The sequence below is a fragment of the Cupriavidus sp. L7L genome (assembly GCF_004353535.1).
Taxonomy (GTDB): Bacteria; Pseudomonadota; Gammaproteobacteria; order Burkholderiales; family Burkholderiaceae; genus Cupriavidus; species Cupriavidus oxalaticus_A.
Map to the genome: position 1 here is coordinate 49,105 of NZ_SMNY01000052.1, position 17,541 is coordinate 66,645.

At 64.2% G+C, this 17,541-nt stretch carries 18 protein-coding genes; 12 read left to right on the forward strand and 6 right to left on the reverse strand.

The window, feature by feature from the left end; all coding sequences use genetic code 11:
* From E1J61_RS33065 to E1J61_RS33090, 5 genes are all read right to left on the reverse strand, one after another.
* Positions 1–888: a branched-chain amino acid ABC transporter permease gene (locus E1J61_RS33065; RefSeq protein WP_133098048.1), complete on the reverse strand. Its 888-nt coding sequence runs from the start codon at positions 886–888 to the stop codon at positions 1–3.
* A 21-nt stretch (positions 889–909) separates the two neighbouring features.
* Positions 910–1,614 (reverse strand): ABC transporter ATP-binding protein, encoded by a 705-nt coding sequence (locus E1J61_RS33070; protein ID WP_133098049.1) that lies wholly within the window; start codon positions 1,612–1,614, stop codon positions 910–912.
* 2 nt (positions 1,615–1,616) lie between these two features.
* Entirely contained in the window at positions 1,617–2,396 is a 780-nt protein-coding gene (locus E1J61_RS33075; RefSeq protein WP_133098050.1) for an ABC transporter ATP-binding protein, read from the reverse strand.
* Positions 2,397–2,712: 316 nt separating this feature from the next.
* On the reverse strand, positions 2,713–4,704 hold the full coding sequence (locus tag E1J61_RS33085; protein WP_133098052.1) for a thioredoxin domain-containing protein: 1,992 nt from the start codon (positions 4,702–4,704) through the stop codon (positions 2,713–2,715).
* Positions 4,705–5,029: 325 nt separating this feature from the next.
* The gene (locus tag E1J61_RS33090; RefSeq protein ID WP_133098053.1) at positions 5,030–5,740 is read right to left on the reverse strand and encodes an SDR family oxidoreductase; all 711 of its coding nucleotides are present in this window, start codon (positions 5,738–5,740) and stop codon (positions 5,030–5,032) included.
* A 180-nt stretch (positions 5,741–5,920) separates the two neighbouring features.
* Here E1J61_RS33090 and E1J61_RS33095 point away from each other — a divergent pair, with 180 nt between their 5' ends.
* The 10 genes from E1J61_RS33095 to E1J61_RS33140 all read left to right on the forward strand — a co-directional run bounded on the left by E1J61_RS33095 (position 5,921) and on the right by E1J61_RS33140 (position 13,392).
* Positions 5,921–6,391: an SUF system Fe-S cluster assembly regulator gene (locus E1J61_RS33095; protein WP_133098108.1), complete on the forward strand. Its 471-nt coding sequence runs from the start codon at positions 5,921–5,923 to the stop codon at positions 6,389–6,391.
* Positions 6,392–6,421: 30 nt separating this feature from the next.
* Positions 6,422–7,870, forward strand: a complete 1,449-nt coding sequence (gene sufB / locus E1J61_RS33100) for a Fe-S cluster assembly protein SufB (protein ID WP_133098054.1) — start codon at positions 6,422–6,424, stop codon at positions 7,868–7,870.
* A 51-nt stretch (positions 7,871–7,921) separates the two neighbouring features.
* Positions 7,922–8,692: a Fe-S cluster assembly ATPase SufC gene (gene sufC / locus E1J61_RS33105; RefSeq protein ID WP_133098055.1), complete on the forward strand. Its 771-nt coding sequence runs from the start codon at positions 7,922–7,924 to the stop codon at positions 8,690–8,692.
* Positions 8,689–10,020: a Fe-S cluster assembly protein SufD gene (sufD, locus tag E1J61_RS33110; RefSeq protein ID WP_133098056.1), complete on the forward strand. Its 1,332-nt coding sequence runs from the start codon at positions 8,689–8,691 to the stop codon at positions 10,018–10,020. Before sufC ends, sufD begins: the two co-directional genes overlap by 4 nt.
* Positions 10,017–11,285 carry a cysteine desulfurase gene (locus tag E1J61_RS33115; protein ID WP_133098057.1) on the forward strand — a complete coding sequence of 423 codons (1,269 nt, stop codon included), beginning with the start codon at positions 10,017–10,019 and terminating at the stop codon, positions 11,283–11,285. Before sufD ends, E1J61_RS33115 begins: the two co-directional genes overlap by 4 nt.
* A complete protein-coding gene (gene sufU, locus E1J61_RS33120) occupies positions 11,285–11,731 on the forward strand; it encodes a Fe-S cluster assembly sulfur transfer protein SufU (protein ID WP_133098058.1) in 447 nt (148 codons plus the stop codon). Before E1J61_RS33115 ends, sufU begins: the two co-directional genes overlap by 1 nt.
* A gap of 4 nt (positions 11,732–11,735) precedes the next feature.
* Positions 11,736–12,104: an SUF system Fe-S cluster assembly protein gene (locus E1J61_RS33125; RefSeq protein WP_133098059.1), complete on the forward strand. Its 369-nt coding sequence runs from the start codon at positions 11,736–11,738 to the stop codon at positions 12,102–12,104.
* A gap of 1 nt (position 12,105) precedes the next feature.
* On the forward strand, positions 12,106–12,420 hold the full coding sequence (locus E1J61_RS33130; protein WP_133098060.1) for a non-heme iron oxygenase ferredoxin subunit: 315 nt from the start codon (positions 12,106–12,108) through the stop codon (positions 12,418–12,420).
* Positions 12,421–12,644: 224 nt separating this feature from the next.
* Positions 12,645–12,935, forward strand: coding sequence for a hypothetical protein (locus tag E1J61_RS33135; RefSeq protein ID WP_133098061.1), 291 nt, complete (start codon positions 12,645–12,647; stop codon positions 12,933–12,935).
* A 148-nt stretch (positions 12,936–13,083) separates the two neighbouring features.
* Complete coding sequence (locus E1J61_RS33140) at positions 13,084–13,392, forward strand: EthD family reductase (RefSeq protein WP_133098062.1); 309 nt, start codon at positions 13,084–13,086, stop codon at positions 13,390–13,392.
* A 29-nt stretch (positions 13,393–13,421) separates the two neighbouring features.
* Here E1J61_RS33140 and E1J61_RS33145 read toward each other — a convergent pair whose 3' ends face one another.
* Positions 13,422–14,330 carry a LysR family transcriptional regulator gene (locus tag E1J61_RS33145; RefSeq protein ID WP_133098063.1) on the reverse strand — a complete coding sequence of 303 codons (909 nt, stop codon included), beginning with the start codon at positions 14,328–14,330 and terminating at the stop codon, positions 13,422–13,424.
* A gap of 128 nt (positions 14,331–14,458) precedes the next feature.
* Between E1J61_RS33145 and E1J61_RS33150 the strand changes: the two genes are divergently transcribed.
* Both E1J61_RS33150 and E1J61_RS33155 read left to right on the forward strand, forming a co-directional pair.
* Positions 14,459–15,463 carry a tripartite tricarboxylate transporter substrate binding protein gene (locus E1J61_RS33150; RefSeq protein WP_133098064.1) on the forward strand — a complete coding sequence of 335 codons (1,005 nt, stop codon included), beginning with the start codon at positions 14,459–14,461 and terminating at the stop codon, positions 15,461–15,463.
* Positions 15,456–17,537 (forward strand): acetate--CoA ligase family protein, encoded by a 2,082-nt coding sequence (locus E1J61_RS33155; protein WP_207951293.1) that lies wholly within the window; start codon positions 15,456–15,458, stop codon positions 17,535–17,537. Before E1J61_RS33150 ends, E1J61_RS33155 begins: the two co-directional genes overlap by 8 nt.
* The last annotated feature ends 4 nt before the right edge of the window (positions 17,538–17,541 follow it).

A 17,541-nucleotide genomic window follows, 5' to 3' on the forward strand; every position in this document is an offset into this window, starting at 1 on the left:
TCACTTTTCCTTGCCAAACAGGCCTGCCGGCCGAACCATCAGTACGATGACCATGATCACGAAAACCACCGTGGCCGACGCCTCTGGATAAAACACCTTGGTCAGTCCTTCGACCACGCCCAGTCCCAGTCCGGCGACGATCGCGCCAAGGATGGAACCCATGCCGCCGATCACCACCACCGCGAACACGACGATGATCAGGTTCGACCCCATCAGCGGACTTAGTTGCCCCGTCGGTGCTGCCAGCACGCCGGCCAGCCCGGCCAGGCCCACGCCGAAGGCATAGGTCATCATCACCATCACCGGCACATTGATGCCGAAGGCTTGGGTAATGCCTGGGTTCTCGGTGGCGGCGCGCAGGTAGGCGCCGAGGCGGGTCTTCTCGATCGTGAACCAGGTCAGCAGGCACACTGTGAGCGAGCCGCCGATGACCCACGCGCGGTATTTCGGCAGAATCATGAAGCCGAGGTTGAAGGCGCCGGCCACCTCGTCGGGAATCGAATACGGCTGCCCCGAGACGCCGAACTGGAAGCGGAACAGGCCTTCGATAATGAGCGCCAGCCCGAAGGTCAGCAGCAGCCCGTACAGGTGGTCGAGCTTGTACAGCCACCGCAGCAGGCCGCGCTCGATGGCGATACCCGCCAGCCCTACCAGCACCGGCGCCGCCAGCAGCGACCACCAGTAGCTGACGCCGAGATACTCCAGGCCCGCCCAGGCGACAAATGCGCCCACCATGAACATCGCGCCGTGGGCAAAGTTGATGATGTTGAGCATGCCGAAGATCACGGCAAGCCCGAGGCTGAGAATCGCGTAAAACGAGCCGTTTACCAGCCCGAGCACGAGTTGCCCCAACAGCCCCTGTAGCGGGACTCCCAGAATCGTTGTCATGTTGTCTCCTCCGCAGCGGTCTCAGACACCCAGGAGTTCCTGGAGCAGGTGCTGCTTCTCGTGAATCTCGTGCTGATGGATCTCCGCGGCGATTTGGCCGTGCTCCACCACGTACATGCGGTCGGCCAGCGGCGCGGCGAACCGGAAGTTCTGCTCCACCAGCACGATCGTGTAGCCCTTTGCCTTGAGGTCGCGGATGACCTCGGCGAGCTTCTGCACGATCACCGGCGCCAGTCCCTCGGAGATCTCGTCCAGCAGCAGCAACCGCGCTCCGGTGCGCAGGATGCGCGCCATCGCCAGCATCTGTTGCTCGCCGCCCGAGAGCCGCGTGCCCTGGCTATGCCGCCGCTCGTGGAGATTGGGGAACATCGCGTAGATCTCGTCGAGGCTCATCCCGCCGCCGCCCACCTGCGGCGGCAGCAGGAGGTTCTCCTCGCACGAGAGGCTGGAGTAAATCGCCCGCTCCTCCGGGCAGAAGCCGACGCCGAGACGCGCGATGCGATGGGCCGGCATGCCGATTGCCTCGCGGCCGTCGATCATGACCGAGCCGGCGCGACGCCCCGTCAGGCCCATGATGGCGCGCAGGGTGGTGGTACGGCCTGCCCCGTTGCGGCCGAGCAGGGTCACGCACTCTCCCTCGTTCACCAGCAAGTCGATGCCGTGCAGGATGTGCGATTCGCCGTAGAAGGCATGGAGGTCGGTGACCCGCAGGTATTCCGTCGCCATGATCAATGCCCTCCCGGCGCCGCGAGCGCGGCATCAGCGCTGCCCATATAGGCCTCGATGACCTGCGGGTTGGCGGAGACTTCTGCGTATGTGCCCTCGGCCAGCACGCTGCCGCGCGCCAGCACCGTGATGGCGTCGCAGATGCCGGACACCACTTTCATGTTGTGCTCCACCATCAGGATGCTGCGATTGGCCGAGACCTTCTTGATGAGCTGCATGACGCGGTCAACGTCTTCGTGGCCCATGCCCTGCGTAGGCTCGTCGAGCAGCATCAGCTCGGGGTCGAGGGCCAGCGTGGTGGCGATTTCCAGCGCCCGCTTGCGGCCGTACGGCATCTCGGCGGTCGTCATGTCGGCGAAGTCCTCCAGGCCGACGTCGGCGAGCAATGCCATGGCCCTGTCATCGAGCGATGCGAGGACTTTCGGCGAGCGCCAGAACTGGAAGGAAATCCCGAGCCTGCGCTGCAGCGGGATACGCACGTTGTCAAGCACGGTCAGGTGCGGAAACACCGCCGAGATCTGGAAGGAGCGCACCACGCCCCGGCGCGCGACCTGCGCCGGCTTCTCGCCGGTGATCTCGGCACCGTTGAACCGGATGGTGCCGCGCGTGGGATCCAGGAACTTGGTAAGGAGGTTGAAGCAGGTGGTCTTGCCTGCACCGTTCGGACCGATCAGTGCGTGGATGTGCCCACGCCTGACCTTGAGGGTGACGTCGTTTACGGCGACGAATCCCTTGAACTCCTTCCTCAGTCCGATGGTTTCAAGAATGAGATTGCTTGCCATGGTCATTTCCGCGCCCGTTGTTGGGGTCTGCTGGAGAATATGGCTGCAGCTAGATCACGTCCAATATATTATTGGTTAGTTATTGACACTTTTTGTGTATATATGTCGGAGGCGCGCAACCTGGGTCGCGTGCCTGCGCACTATCCGCCGCTGCACGCTGCGCTACGCGCTCGAGACCGAGCGCATCGAGGGCTGGTTGCTGGAGGGCCGCCTGCAGGAAACCGGCGCTCGCGCTCGAAGCGGCGTCATGAGCAATCCCAATTTGGTTTGCGGACCCCCCAGGAATCGCGGCAAAGGCCGAGTCGCATCGTGACAGTCACGCCATGCAGCGTTCAAGGAGCGCCTGGCCACTGGTTACCGGTGCGGTACAGGTGCGATGTCGGCACACGTAGGCTGCCGGCCGGCCGTCGACCGGGTGCCGCCCCTGGCCGACCGGAACATCTTCGGCGAATGCCAGGACGCGTGCCGGAAGGTAGGCACGGTGAACGCTTTTTACCAATGGGGCGGCAGCCGCCTTATCGCCGGCAAATATGATCCCGAGCGCGCCGCGCTGCGCGAAGTCCCTGGCGGCCAGGAGGTGCACGAAGCCGGCCGGGGCCGCGGTGGCGGCAGCCCCATATCGCTGGAACTCTTGCTCGGCGAAGTCGCGATAGCGATCCCCGCCGGTGAGTTCATGCAAGCGCAGGAAGGAGAACACGCTGGCTGAAATGCCCGACGGCCAGGCGCTGTCGTACGGCGCGCGAGGCCTGTGCACCAATGTCTCGGCATCGTGGGACGTGAAATAAAGCCCGTCTTCCCAGAACTTATCGAGTATCAGTGCCACCAGTTCGGCTGCGCGATCAAGGTATCGCCTGTCGAAGCAGGATTCGTAGAGGTCGATCAGAGCGTTGGCCAGGAAGGCATAGTCCTCCAGGAACCCTGGTACCTTGACTGTGCCGTCCTTCCAGTACCGGTACACGCCGCCGTCCGGCATGGCGAGCTTATCCTCGATAAAGCTGGCGGCACGCCTTGCGGCGCAGAGGTGTGCGGGGTTGCCCGTCGCCTGGTAAGCCGCGCAGAGCCCCTGGATCATGAGACCGTTCCAGCCGGCGAGAATGTTCTCGTCACGGCCGGGGCGCACACGCTGGGCGCGTGCTGCCAACAGCCGATTGCGCCAGCCTTCGAGTCGCGCCTCCTCCAGGGCGGGCAGCGTGACCGCACGGTGGAGCACCGATCTGCCGGGTGCAAAGTTCCCGCCGTCGGTCACGCCATAGGCGCGACATGCCAGGGCCCCCTCGGATTCGCCCAGGACAGCCTTCACCTCGGCCGGCGTCCAGGCATAAAAGCGGCCTTCCTCGCCTTCGCTGTCGGCATCTTCGCCAGCGTAAAAGCCGCCATCGGGGTGCGTCATGTCCCGCAGAATGTACGCGATAGTCCCCTCGAATACGCGGCGCCAGGCTTGCTTGCCGGTCAGGCGATAGGCGTCCGCGTACAGTTTGACGAGCAGGCCGTTGTCGTAAAGCATTTTTTCGAAGTGGGGCACGGCCCAGCGTTCATCGACACTGTAGCGGGCGAACCCACCACCGAGCTGGTCATGGATGCCGCCGGCCGCCATGCCGTCGAGCGTGCGCTCCAGCGCTTCAAGCAGCGCGGGTTCACCAGTTCGTTGATAGATGCGCAGCACGAGGTCGTAGGCGCTTGCGTTGGGAAACTTGGGCGCTCTGCCTAACCCGCCGTGGATCGGATCCGTATTTCGCGCGAGGGCGAGGGCTGTCTGCGCGGGCAGATCCTCGACTTCCGCGGCTTCACGGCTGAGGTCCGCGTCTTCTAGCTGCCGGAACCCCTGCTGAAACCGCGCGATGGTGTCGCGCAGTTCCTCGCGCCGATGCGTCCAGGCTTCGCTCAGGCTCAGCAGCACACGTTCCAAGCCGGGGCGCCCGTAGCGGTCATCCGGCGGAAAGTAGGTGCCACCAAAGAACGGCTCTCCTTGCGGCGTCAGGAACACCGTGAGCGGCCAGCCGCCCCCCTGTCCCATCATCTGGGGAACTTTCTGGTAAACGTCGTCGAGGTCGGGGCGTTCCTGCCGGTCAACCTTGATGCTGATGAAACGCTCGTTCATCAGGCCGGCGATCCGGGGATTCTCGAACGATTCGTGCGCCATGACATGGCACCAATGGCATGTGGCGTAGCCGACGGAAAGCAGTACCGGCTTGTCCTCGTCGCGCGCGCGGCGAAACGCCTCTTCGCACCAGGGATACCAGTCGACCGGATTCTCCGCGTGTTGCCGGAGGTAAGGCGAGGTTTCTGTGGCGAGCCGGTTTCTCGTCATGATCTTCAGGCAGGCAGGCCAGGGGGGACAGCTGTGACGCAGAACAAGGCGCGCGGCAAGCGCGAGGCTCCCCGGCATACCTCGATGAACCATACAAAAAAGCACCTGCTACAGGTGCTCGGTGCTTCCAACCGTGGGCGTCTGCGTCCGAACCGGGTCAGCAACTCATGATCCGGTTCGGACCTGCAGGCTTGTGAGGCCTGCACGATCACGCTTCATATAGGAAACACGATCGTTTCGCTGACCTACCTTCGCTTTGTCAAAGCGTGTCTCAGTCAGCACTTGAATTATAGGACGGGCGACAATCAGGTCAATCCGAATCTGGCTACCATGGAATCGACTGGCGATCGCGGAAGAAGCCACCGGTGGGGCCATCGTCGGGCAGCGTTGCCAGCCACACCACGGAGTCGATGCCCTGCTCGGGCGAGCGCGGCGCATCGGGGCCGCCCAGGTCGGTGCGACACCAGCCGGGGCACACTGAGTTGACCTTGACGCCGCTGTCGGTCATTTCGGCGGCCAGGATGCGTGTGACGGCGTTCAGCGCCGTTTTCGAGATTCGGTAGGCTGGCACGCCGCTCCCCATTTCCGCCAGCTGTCCCATGCCCGAAGCCAGGTTGACCACCCGGCCGGCGCGGCTGGCGCGCAGCAGCGGCGCTAACGCCTGTGTGATCCGGAGCACGCCGAAAAGATTGATATCCAAGGTACGGCGCAGCGTCTCGAGCGGCATTTCGAGCAGGCTGGTGTCGTAGTGGTCGAGCGATACACCAGCGTTGTTGATCAGCGCGTCCACGCGACCGAAGCGTTCGGTCAGCCAGCTGGCCAGCGCAGCCGCCGAACTGTCTTCCGTAACGTCAAGGGGATGGCAAGCGATCGGATGACCCGCAAGCCGGAGCTCTGTCTCCAGCAACTCGAGGTCCGTCGGCCTGCGCGCCGTGGCGACGACCAGATGGCCTTCCACGGTGGCCAGCCGGCACGCGGCCGCGCGGCCCAAGCCGCGGCTCGCGCCAGTGATGACGGTAACAGGTTGGTTGACCATGTCTGAGTCTCCTCGCCGCTCTCGGGGCTCGCATGCCCCCATAGCTGCGGCTACTCATCTATACACCGTCGACGGTGACCTGGTGATAGCGGATTCCCAGATCCTGGCCTGGCGCGAAACAGGGATGCTGGAACAATTGAGGACTGATTTGGTTCTAATTGACAAATACTGGTGGCGACGATGCTCAGACTCAGCAAGCTGACCGACTACGGCACGGTGATCATGACGCACCTGGCGCGAAACCCGGGCCGGATTTACAGTGCCGCCGAACTCGCCGCCGCAATCGGCGTGTCTGTACCGACGGCAAGCAAGATCCTGAAGACGCTGGCAAGGCACCACTTGCTGCAGTCATTGCGCGGCGCCAATGGCGGCTATCTGCTGGCACGACCGCCGGAACAGATTTCGATCGCACAGGTGATCGACGCCATGGAAGGCCCGGCCGGCGTGACCGAGTGCAGCGTCGCTGCCGGCCTGTGTGCGCAGGAAGGGCTGTGCGCCATCCGCGCCAACTGGCAATCGATCAATAGAGTGATCTTTATGGTGCTTGACGGCGTGACACTGGCAGATATGGCACAACCGGTATTGCACGCGGTAGATATTGGCGCCTTGCACGCCCGACGCGCACACGGGCCGCAAGCTGGCATTTCGTGACGTCGATAACAGTGGCAAGCGAAGCAGAACATGGCAACCCCGGCACGCAAGCTCGATGAACTGATCAGCCAAGGCTATAAGCATGGCTTCTACACGCCCGTGGAGACGGACACGGTGCCGTGCGGGCTGAATGAGGACGTGATCCGCATGATCTCGGCCATCAAGGGCGAGCCGGAATTCATGCGGGAGTGGCGTCTCAAGGCCTTCCGCCACTGGCTGACGATGTCCGAGCCGCACTGGGCGACGGTCAAGCACCCGCCCATCGACTACCAGGCGATCGCATACTATGCCGCGCCGCGCTCCCAGAAAGCGGGACCGAAGACGCTGGACGAAGTCGATCCGGAGTTGTTGCGTACCTACGAAAAGCTGGGCGTGCCCCTGCACGAGCGTGAACTGCTGGCAGGCGTGGCGGTGGACGCGGTATTCGACAGCGTCTCGGTGGCCACCACCTTCAAGCAGAAACTGGGCGAGCTCGGCATCATCTTCTGCTCGTTTTCCGAGGCGGTGCGGGAGCATCCGGCGCTGGTGCAGCAGTATCTCGGCTCGGTCGTGCCCTATACCGACAACTTCTTCGCCTCGCTCAACTCCGCCGTGTTCAGCGACGGCTCGTTCTGTTATATCCCGCCCGGGGTACGCTGCCCGATGGAGCTGTCGACCTACTTCCGCATCAATGCCAGCAACACCGGCCAGTTCGAGCGCACCCTGATCATCGCCGACCAGGGCGCTTACGTCAGCTATCTGGAGGGGTGCACCGCGCCGATGCGCGACGAGAACCAGCTGCATGCCGCGGTGGTGGAGCTGATCGCGCTGGAAGATGCACAGATCAAATACTCGACCGTGCAGAACTGGTATCCGGGCGACAAGGAAGGCAAGGGCGGCATCTACAACTTCGTCACCAAGCGCGGCGATTGCCGCGGCGCGCGCTCGAAGATTTCCTGGACCCAGGTGGAGACCGGCTCCGCCATTACGTGGAAGTATCCAAGCGTGATCCTGCAGGGCGACGATTCGGTCGGCGAGTTCTATTCGGTCGCGCTGACCAATCACTACCAGCAGGCGGACACCGGCACCAAGATGACCCACCTTGGCAGGAATACGAGGAGCACCATCCTTTCCAAGGGCATTTCGGCCGGTCACGGCCAGAATGCCTACCGCGGGCTGGTGAGGATGGCCAGGAGCGCAGTCGGCGCGCGCAACTACTCGCAGTGCGATTCGCTGCTGCTTGGCGACAAATGCGCTGCCCACACCTTCCCTTATATCGAGGTGAAGAACGCCACCGGCCAGGTTGAGCACGAGGCATCGACTTCGCGCATCGGCGAGGACCAGCTGTTCTATTGCCAGAGCCGCGGTGTCAGCGCCGAGGATGCGGTGTCGATGATCGTGAATGGATTCTGCAAGGAAGTATTCAAGGAGCTGCCGATGGAATTCGCGGTGGAAGCCCAGAAGCTGCTGGGCGTGAGCCTGGAAGGCAGTATCGGGTAAGGGTGGCGCGCACGAGGCGCGCTGCAGGCGCATCGGAGGAAGAAGCCAGCCATGCTTGAGATTCGCAAGCTGCACGTCAGCGTAGACGACAAGCCCATCCTGCACGGCATCGACCTCAGCGTGCAGGCCGGCGAGGTGCACGCCATCATGGGCCCCAACGGTTCGGGCAAGAGCACCCTGGCCCATGTACTGGCCGGGCGCGACCGCTTTACCGTGACTGCGGGCGAAGTCCTTTACGACGGCACGAACCTGCTTGGGATGCCACCGGAAGAGCGCGCCCGCGCGGGCATCTTCCTCGCCTTCCAGTATCCGGTGGAAATCCCCGGCGTCTCGAATATCTACCTGCTCAAGGCGGGGCTCAACGCGATCCGCAAGCACCGCGGCGAGCAGGAGCTGGACGCCATGGATTTTCTCGCCTTGGTCAAGGACAAGCTCCAGCTCATGGAGATGGACCAGGACCTGCTTTACCGCTCGGTGAACGAGGGCTTCTCCGGCGGCGAGAAGAAGCGCAACGAGATCCTGCAGATGGCGGTGCTGGAGCCCCGGCTCGCCATTCTCGACGAGACCGACTCCGGCCTCGACATCGATGCGCTCAAGATCGTCGCCAGGGGCATCGAGGCCATGCGCAGCCCGCAACGCGCCATTGTGCTGGTCACGCACTACCAGCGCCTGCTCGATTACATCGTGCCGGACCAGGTCCACGTGCTTGCGCACGGCCGCATCGCCAGGTCCGGCGGCCCCGAGCTGGCGCGCGAACTGGAGCGCACCGGCTATGCCGCGATGGAGGCGCAAGCCGTCACCGGGATGGAGTCTTCAGCATGAGCGCAAGCGGACTGGAGCACTATCTCGCCGAGTTCGACCGCGTCGAGGCCGCGCTGCCGGGCCGTCGCCTGAGCTGGCTCGAGCACGCGCGCCGGCAGGCGCTGGATCATTTCGCCCATACGGGGTTCCCCACGCTGCGGCAGGAGGACTGGAAATACACCAACGTGGCGGCACTCGAGAGAAGCCGTTTTGCCGTGGCTCTGCCACAGGCCGCAGACGGCCTGGACACTGCAGTGGCGGCGCAGATCGAGGCGTTGGCCCTGGCCGGCGCGCACCTGATGGTGTTCGTCAATGGTGTGCACCAGCCGCAATGGTCGCGCATCGCTGCCCTGTCTGAGGGGATGGAGCTCGCCAGCCTCGCCGCCATGCTGGAGCGCGCACCGGACTGCCTGGAAGCGCTACTGCTGCGCGGCGCAGGCGACTACCCGTCCGGTTTCGCCGCCCTGAACATGACGTTCATGACCGACGGTGCCTATATCCGCGTGGCGGCCGGCACCGTCCTCGAACAGCCGATCCACTTGCTGTTCCTCGCCACCGCCGGCGAACTGGCAACCCATGCGCGCAATGTGGTGGTGGCGCAAGCCGGCAGCCGGGTCTGCATTGTGGAGCACCACGCGGGCCTGGATGGCCTGGGCTATTGCACCAATACCATCACTGACATCGTTGCCGAGCGCGATGCGCAGGTCGGACATCACAAGCTGCAGCAGGAGAGCCTCAAAGCCTTCCATATTGCCGGGGTGCACCTCGACCAGCAGCAGGGAAGCCGCTTCGACTCCAGTTCGTTTGCTCTCGGCAGCGCCCTCGCGCGTGTTGACATCGAAATCGGGCTGAATGCCGAGCATACCGAGTGTTCGCTGGACGGGCTGTATATGACCGCCGGGCGGCAGCATATCGACCACCACACCCGCATCGACCACGCCAGCCCGCACAGCAAGAGTCGCGAGTTGTATAAGGGCGTGCTGGCGGGCGCCTCGCGCGCCGTCTTCAACGGCAAGGTGGTGGTGCATGCCGATGCCCAGCACAGCGATGCCCACCAGTCCAACCGCAACCTGCTGCTGTCCGAGCAGGCCGAGGTCGACACCAAGCCGCAGCTGGAGATCTATGCCGACGACGTCAAATGCGGCCACGGCGCCACCGTCGGCCAGCTCGATGCCGAGCAGATCTACTACCTGCGCTCGCGCGGAATGGACGATGCCGCGGCGCGTGCCCTGCTGACCTTTGCCTTTGCCGAAGAGGTCGTCAAGCGGCTCGGCTCTGTCCCATTGCGCACGCGGCTGGAAGCGCTCCTGCGCGGCAAGCTGCCGGAGCCTGTGAAGGAGTTGCCATGAACACGGCAGCGCATGAATTGATGGCCGTGGGGCGCGCGGTGCCGCCCGCCGGCCTGGAGGTAGAGCGGCTGCGCCAGGATTTCCCCATCCTGCGCCAGACCGTCAACGGCAAGCCGCTGGTCTATCTGGACAACGCCGCCACCACCCAGAAGCCGCAAAGCGTGATCCATTGCGAAGCGCGTTACTACAGCGCGCTCAACGCCAACATCCACCGCGGCCTGCACACCCTGAGCCAGCGCGCCACCGATGCCTACGAAGCCGCGCGCGACGCCGTGCGAGACCTGATCAACGCGGCCCGGCGCGAGGAAATCGTGTTCGTGCGCGGTACCACCGAGGCGATCAACCTGGTGGCGGCAAGCTTTGGCCAGCGCCTGCGCCCGGGCGACGAGATCCTGATCAGCACGATGGAGCACCACTCCAATATCGTGCCGTGGCAACTGGCGTGCCAGCGCACCGGCGCCTTGCTGCAGGTCGCGCCGATCAACGATGCCGGCGAGTTGATGCTGGAACAGTTCGCGCAATTGCTCGGCCCCCGCACCAGGCTGGTCGCGTTGGCGCACCTCTCCAACGCGCTCGGCACGGTCAACCCGGTGCGAGACATCATCGAGCTGGCGCATGCCCGGGACATCCCGGTGCTGATCGATGGCGCCCAGGCGGTGCCGCACCTCAAGGTCGACGTACAGGACCTCGATTGCGATTTCTACGCCTTCTCCGGGCACAAGCTCTACGGCCCCACCGGCGTCGGCGTGCTCTATGGCAAGGCTGCGCTGCTCGATGCCATGCCGCCTTACCAGGGCGGCGGGGACATGATCCGCGAGGTCACGTTCCATAAAACCACTTACAACGATATTCCCTACAAGTTCGAGGCCGGCACCCCCAATATCGCCGGCGTCATCGGCCTTGGCGCGGCCATCGGGTATGTGCGCGCGGTCGGCCTGGAGGCCATCGCCGCTCACGAGCATGCGCTGCTCGCGTACGCCAGCGCGCGGGCGGGGAAGGTCTCCGGGCTGCGCATGATCGGCACGGCTGCCAACAAGGCGAGCATCCTCTCGTTCACCCTGGACGGCATCCATGCCCACGATGTCGGCAGCATCCTCGATCAGCACGGCGTGGCGGTCCGTGCCGGCCACCATTGCGCCATGCCTGTGATGGAGCGTTTCGGCGTGCCTGCCACGGTGCGCGCTTCCTTCGCGCTGTACAACACGCGAGAAGAAGTGGATGCGCTGTTTGCTGCGGTGCGCGCGGCGCAGGAGGTATTCGCCTGATGTCCGACCTGCGCAACCTCTACCAGGAAGTGGTGGTCGACCACAGCCGCTCGCCGCGCAATTTCGGGCGGCTGGCGGTAGCGAACCGCAGTGCCGAGGGCTTTAACCCGCTGTGCGGCGACCGGCTGACGCTGTACCTGAGCATCCGCGACGGGGTGATCGAGGACGCCAGCTTCGAGGGCTCGGGCTGTGCCATCTCCACCGCCTCGGCCTCGCTGATGACAGAAGCGCTCAAGGGCAAGACCGAGGCAGAGGCACGGGCGCTGTTCTCGGGCTTTCACGCGCTGGTGACCGGCGTGCCGGGGCAGGCCGGTGTGCCGATGGGCAAGCTGGAGGTCCTGGCCGGTGTGCGCGAGTTCCCGGCACGCGTGAAGTGCGCGACCCTGGCCTGGCATACCATGCAAGCCGCTTTGGATAACACCACCAGGCCGGTCTCAACGGAGTGAAACGATGGGCATGATCGATTGGCTGCGCAAGGCTGAGGAACACGAAGACAGGCTCGAGCCCGAATCGGACAGCCTCGAGGGGCGGGTGATAGCGGCCTTGCGTACGGTGTACGACCCCGAGATCCCGGTCAACATCTACGACCTTGGCCTGGTCTACCAGTTATCGGCGGACGAAGCCAGCGGCAAGGTGGGCATCCGGATGACGCTGACCGCACCGGGCTGCCCGGTGGCGCAGGCCTTCCCGAGTGTGGTGCAGGACGCCGTGATGGAAGCCGGCGGGGTGAACGAAGTCGAGGTTGAACTGGTATGGGAGCCGCCCTGGTCGAGAGAACGAATGAGCGAGGCGGCCCGCCTGGAACTGGGGCTGATCTGAGATGAGCGAGTGGATCGATGTCGCCCGCGCCGAGGACTTCGCGCCGGGCACCTGCCGCAACGTCGATGTCGGTGGCGTAGAGGTCGCGGTATTCAATGTGGATGGCAATTACTACGCCATCGAGGCCCTCTGCTCGCACGAGGCCGAGCCGCTTTGCGGCGGCGACCTGGAAGGCCAGGAGGTCGTCTGCCCGCGCCACGGCTCGCACTTTTCCCTACTGACGGGCGAGGCGCTGTGCCCGCCTGCCTATGAGCCCGTGGCGACCTTTCCGGTCCGGGTGGAGGACGGCAAGGTGCAGGTCAGGGACGAGCGCTGAGACGAGACTCTTCGAAACCCTGATGCAAGAATTGGGGCTGGACGTCCGCGAGATGAGTGTGGTTCAGAGCCTTGACGCAGGCTACTACGCTGCACAGACCTTCCTAGCGTTCAGCGCCGAAAAACGGGCTTTGGCAAGGCTCGTATCCCAACTAGACTGATGCAGTCAAAGCATTCCGTGATTGGCTGCGCAAAAACCGGGGCCATACGCTGGAGGGGCGGATCATGCACACTGTTATCAGAACCTATTCCGGAAGCGGCGCTAAGGAGCTATTTGCGCTGCTTGAAACACGGACAGCAGAGATTGAATCGTTGATGCGCTCGGTTCAGGGTTTCGTGAGTTACACCCTGGCGCGAACCGCCGATGGCGGCTTTTCCGTCACGACCTGCAATGACAAGGCCGGCACGGATGAGAGCGTCAAGGTGGCGAAGGACTGGATCGCCATGAACGCTGCTGGCACGGCCGCCAATGCGCCGTCGATATCCGAGGGAACTGTCATCCTGCACGTGAAATAGTCGCGGGATAACGAGCACGCCAGACCGAAAATTAAGCGATCGGTTGCTTGCAAGGCGACCGATCGTCTTATCAATCTACTTAAAGCACCGCTGCCGTGAGGCGTACCCCTGCGGTCCGCACTCAGAGGCGCGCGACAGGACGAACAAGATGGCAAAGCTTGTGGCACTGTACAAAAAGCCGGACGACAAGGCAGCGTTCGATTCGTATTACTTTTCGAAGCACGTTCCGCTGGCTAAGAAAATTCCCGGCTTGCGAGCTTACGAGGTGAGCGACGGGTCGGTGGCAACCCCTTTAGGAGAGTCCCCGTTCCATCTGGTAGCGTTGCTCAGCTTCGATTCTCTGGAGGCCATCCAACAGGGGCTGGCGTCGCCGGAAGGCGCCGCAACAGCGGCCGATCTAGCCAATTTTGCTGGGGCAGGCGTGGACCTTTTGATCTTCGACACCAAAGCGGTCTAGCCGGCCTAGACGCGACGCTGTTTACAGCGTCATGCAGGTTTCGCGCTTGCGACACGTGGCACCAATGCGCGAAGCCGGGAAAGAACCAGCCGGGCCGCACGGGACAGCGGGTGGTGCTGCGTGACGCCGAGCGCGATTGACCTGAGCAGGTCGGGGTCGACGATCTCGACCGCTGCCAGCCGGCCCTCAGCCACTTCGTCATCGACGGCAAGCAAAGGCAGGATCGTCATGGCATGCCCGCACAAGGCGACTTCCTTCATGGTGTTGAGCGACTCCACCTCAAGCGCGACGTCAAGGACAATGCCTTGCTGGCGCGCATGTTGGTCAAGGATGGAGCGAAGGCCATTCGGCGTAGGCGGCAGGACCAGGGGTACGCCATGCAGTCGATGGAAGGCGACAGTCGGCTCGCCAGCCAAGTCATGCTGGGGCGGACATACCAGGTAAGTTGAAACTGTCGCCAGGATATCCTCGGCCTGCCGCGGTCCAGGACCATAGCGGTTAATGACTGCGATATCGAGGTGGCCGGATTCCAGCTGCTCATCGAGTTGGCCGCTGAAGCCTTCCGTCACGCGCAAGCGAACGCCCGGTGCGCTCGCGCGCAGGTCGGCAAATAAGGCGGGAACGAGCCGGCGCGTCATAGAGGGGAGGACGCCGATACGTACCACCCCGAACGGAATACCGGCCGCGTTCCGGACTTCATCATTGAGTCGCGCCGACTGAGCAAGCAGAAGTTCAATGTGCGGAAAAATCCGCTTGCCGAACTCTGACAGCACCACCCCGCGACCGGTCCGATCGAACAACCTGTCGCCCCACTCCGTCTCAATTTGAGCAATGGTGCGGCTCACCAGGGACTGGGCGATTCCGAGCGCACGCGCGGCACGCGACAGCGACCCCACTTCGGCCACCAGCGCCACGGTCTCCAGTTGCTTCAGGTTCACAGCGCTTCCTATCTATAAAGTCGATATCAGGTATCGCAGATTCTACTCTTTTGCGTTGGCTCTGGACTCCATACACTGCAATCAGCCCTTCCCGCAGGAGGAGGGGGCCAGACAGATATGGAGACAACATGCCCCATTTTTCCGCATTACTCAGCGCATTCCGGCGACCGCTGTGCGCGCTGATGCTTGCCGCGGGCCCACTCGCATTTGGTGCCGTGGCCGGTGCTGCCACCGGGTATCCCACCAAGCCGATCCGCCTGGTCGTGCCCTTCCCGGCGGGCGGCCCCACCGATGCCATGGCGCGGCTGATCGGCCAGCACCTGTCGCAGCAGCTTGGGCAGCCAGTAGTGATCGACAACCGCGGCGGGGCGGGCGGCACCATCGCCACCGAAGCGGTCGCGCAGGCGGCGCCCGACGGCTACACGTTGTTCTTTTCCACCACGGGCACCATGGCGATCAACCCGGTGCTCTATCGCTCGCTGAAGGTGGATCCGCTCAAGTCGTTCGAGGCCGTGGGCTCGGTAGCCTCGACGGTAAACGTGCTGGTGGTCCCGAACAGCTTGCCGGTCAGCAACATCAAGGACCTGATGGCGTTAGCCAGGCAGAAGCCGGGCACGCTGACATTCGGTTCGGCTGGCAACGGCAGCTCCAATCACCTGTCGGGCGAGCTCTTCAAATCGATGGCCGGCATCGATATCGTCCATGTGCCATACAAGGGGTCGGCAGCGGCGTTCACCGACCTGCTCGGCGGTCGCATCTCGATGATGTTCGATACGGTATCGAGCCAGGTGCAGTACATCGGCAGCGGCAAGGTCAAGGCGCTGGGCGTCACGGGCACCAAGCGCTCGGATGCGCTGCCCAAGGTGCCAACGATTGCGGAAGCTGGCCTGCCCAGCTTCGACGTAACGATTTGGTTCGGGCTGTCCGCGCCAAAAGGCACCACGCCAGAAGTGATCCGCCGCCTCAACAGCGAACTGCAGACTGTGCTCGCACAGGCCGAGGTACAGAGCCAGCTGGCCGCGCTTGGCGCGCGCCCCTTGCCTGGCACGCCGGCTGATTTCTCCACGCTGATCCAGCATGACGCCGGCAAGTGGTCGCCGGTGGTTAAGGCCTCGGGAGCGACCCTTGACTGAAACTTTCAACGCATTGTTCGCGCCCGCATCGGTGGCCGTCGTCGGCGCCTCGGACAATCCCAACAAGGTAGGTGGCCGGCCGGTGCACTACATGCGCACGTTTGGCTACACCGGTGAAGTCTTCCCTGTGAATCCGGCGCGAGACACCATACAGGGCTATCGCGCGTATCCGGATCTCGGAGCCATTGGCAAGACGCCGGACGCAGTCGTCATTGCCGTGTCAGGCGATGCCACGCTGGAGCAGGTGCGGCAATGCGGCGCGGCCGGTGTCAAGGCGGCGGTGATCATGGCGTCGGGGTTTGCCGAGACCGGCACGGCCGGCCGGGAGCGCCAGCAGGAACTGGTGAGCGTAGCCAACGCCAGCGGGATGCGGCTCGTAGGCCCGAATGCACAGGGCACGGCGAACTTCGCCAGTGGGGCGGTCCTGAACTTCTCCACGATGTTCATGGAGGTTGCGCCAAAGGATGGCCCGATAGCGATCATTAGCCAGAGTGGCGCGGCGAGCGTCATGCCCTATGCGCTTTTGCGGCAGGCCGGCTACGGCGTGCGCTATCTGGTGGCCACCGGCAACGACGCGGACCTTGATGCCTGCGCAATGGCTGCAGCCGTGGCGGAGGATCCCGAAGTGCGGCTGATCCTCGTCTACCTGGAATCGATCTCGGACCCCGCACAGCTTGCTCGGGCTGCGGACGTAGCGCGAGCACGCGGGGCCAGCATTGTGGCGATCAAGGCCGGCAACAGCCGGCGTGGTGCCCAGGCGGCGGCCTCCCATACCGGCGCACTGGTTGGTAACGACGCAGCCATCGACGCATTCCTTGCCCGCCACGGTATCTGGCGCGCGGGCGATATCGGCGAACTGGTCCGTGCCGTCCCCCTTTATCTGCAGGGCCGGGCGCCAGGGCAGGGCCGCACGGTGGTGATGAGCCACAGCGGCGCCGTTGGCGTGATGGCGGCCGATTTGGCCGAACAGCAAGCGCTGCCGCTCACCGACCTGCAGCCTGCAACGCTGCGCGAACTGGGCAAGATCCTCCCTGAATTCGGCACCGCCAGCAACCCGCTCGACATGACGGCGGCCTTGCTGGGCAAGGGCGATATGTTCCCGCGCGTGCTGCATGCGCTGGCAGCCGATCCGCAGGCAGACATGGTGATGGTTGGCATTCCGGTGGCGGGCCCAGGTTACGACGTTGAGGCGTTGGCCCGTGATGCCGCCGCGTTCAGCGGGCATTACGGCAAGCCGCTTGTCGCCAGCGCTCCGCAGCAGACCGTGCGCGAGGTGTTTGCACGCCATGGCGTACCGGCGTTTGTCACCGAAGCGGACGCCATCGCGGCGCTGGCGCAGTATGCCGCCCACCATCAGTTGAACGCTGTCGCCCTCACATCGCCGCGCCTGGAGCCATGTCCGCTCGACGGTCGCGGCATGCAGGATGAAGCAAGGAGCCTGTCGCTGCTTGCCGAAGCAGGCGTGCCGGTGGTGCCATACCGCTTCTGCGCGAGCGTCGACGAGGCTGTGACGGCGTTCAGCGCATTGGGTGGCGTGCCTGTGGTGGTCAAGGGCTGCGCAGCAGCCGTGCCGCACAAGAGCGAGCACGGCCTCGTGCATCTTCGCCTGACCGATGCCGCTGGCGTCGCCCACGCCGCGCAGGACTGTTTCGACAAGCTGCAGCGGCTTGGCGTGGCATCGCCGCGCGTGGTGGTCGCGACGATGGTCAAGGGGCGCCATGAGTTCGCGCTAGGCGTATCGGTCGACCCTGTGTTCGGCCCGCTGGTGATGATCGGCGAGGGGGGGACGCTGCTCGAACTGCGCAAGGACATCGTCACGCTGTTGGCGCCCTTTAGCGCCAATGACGTAAAGGCAGCCTGTGCGCGGTTGCGGCTGGCGCCGTTGTTCGAGGGCTACCGCGATATCCCGGCGCTCGATCTCGAAGCGCTGGCGTCTGCCGCCGTCGCACTCGGCAACTGGGCGTTGCGTCATTGCACGGCGCTGAAATCGGTCGACATCAACCCGCTGATGGTGATGGCTGCTGGCGAAGGGGTCAGCGCCGTCGACGCCGTCGTGGAACTGCAGGGAGCCTGAGAAC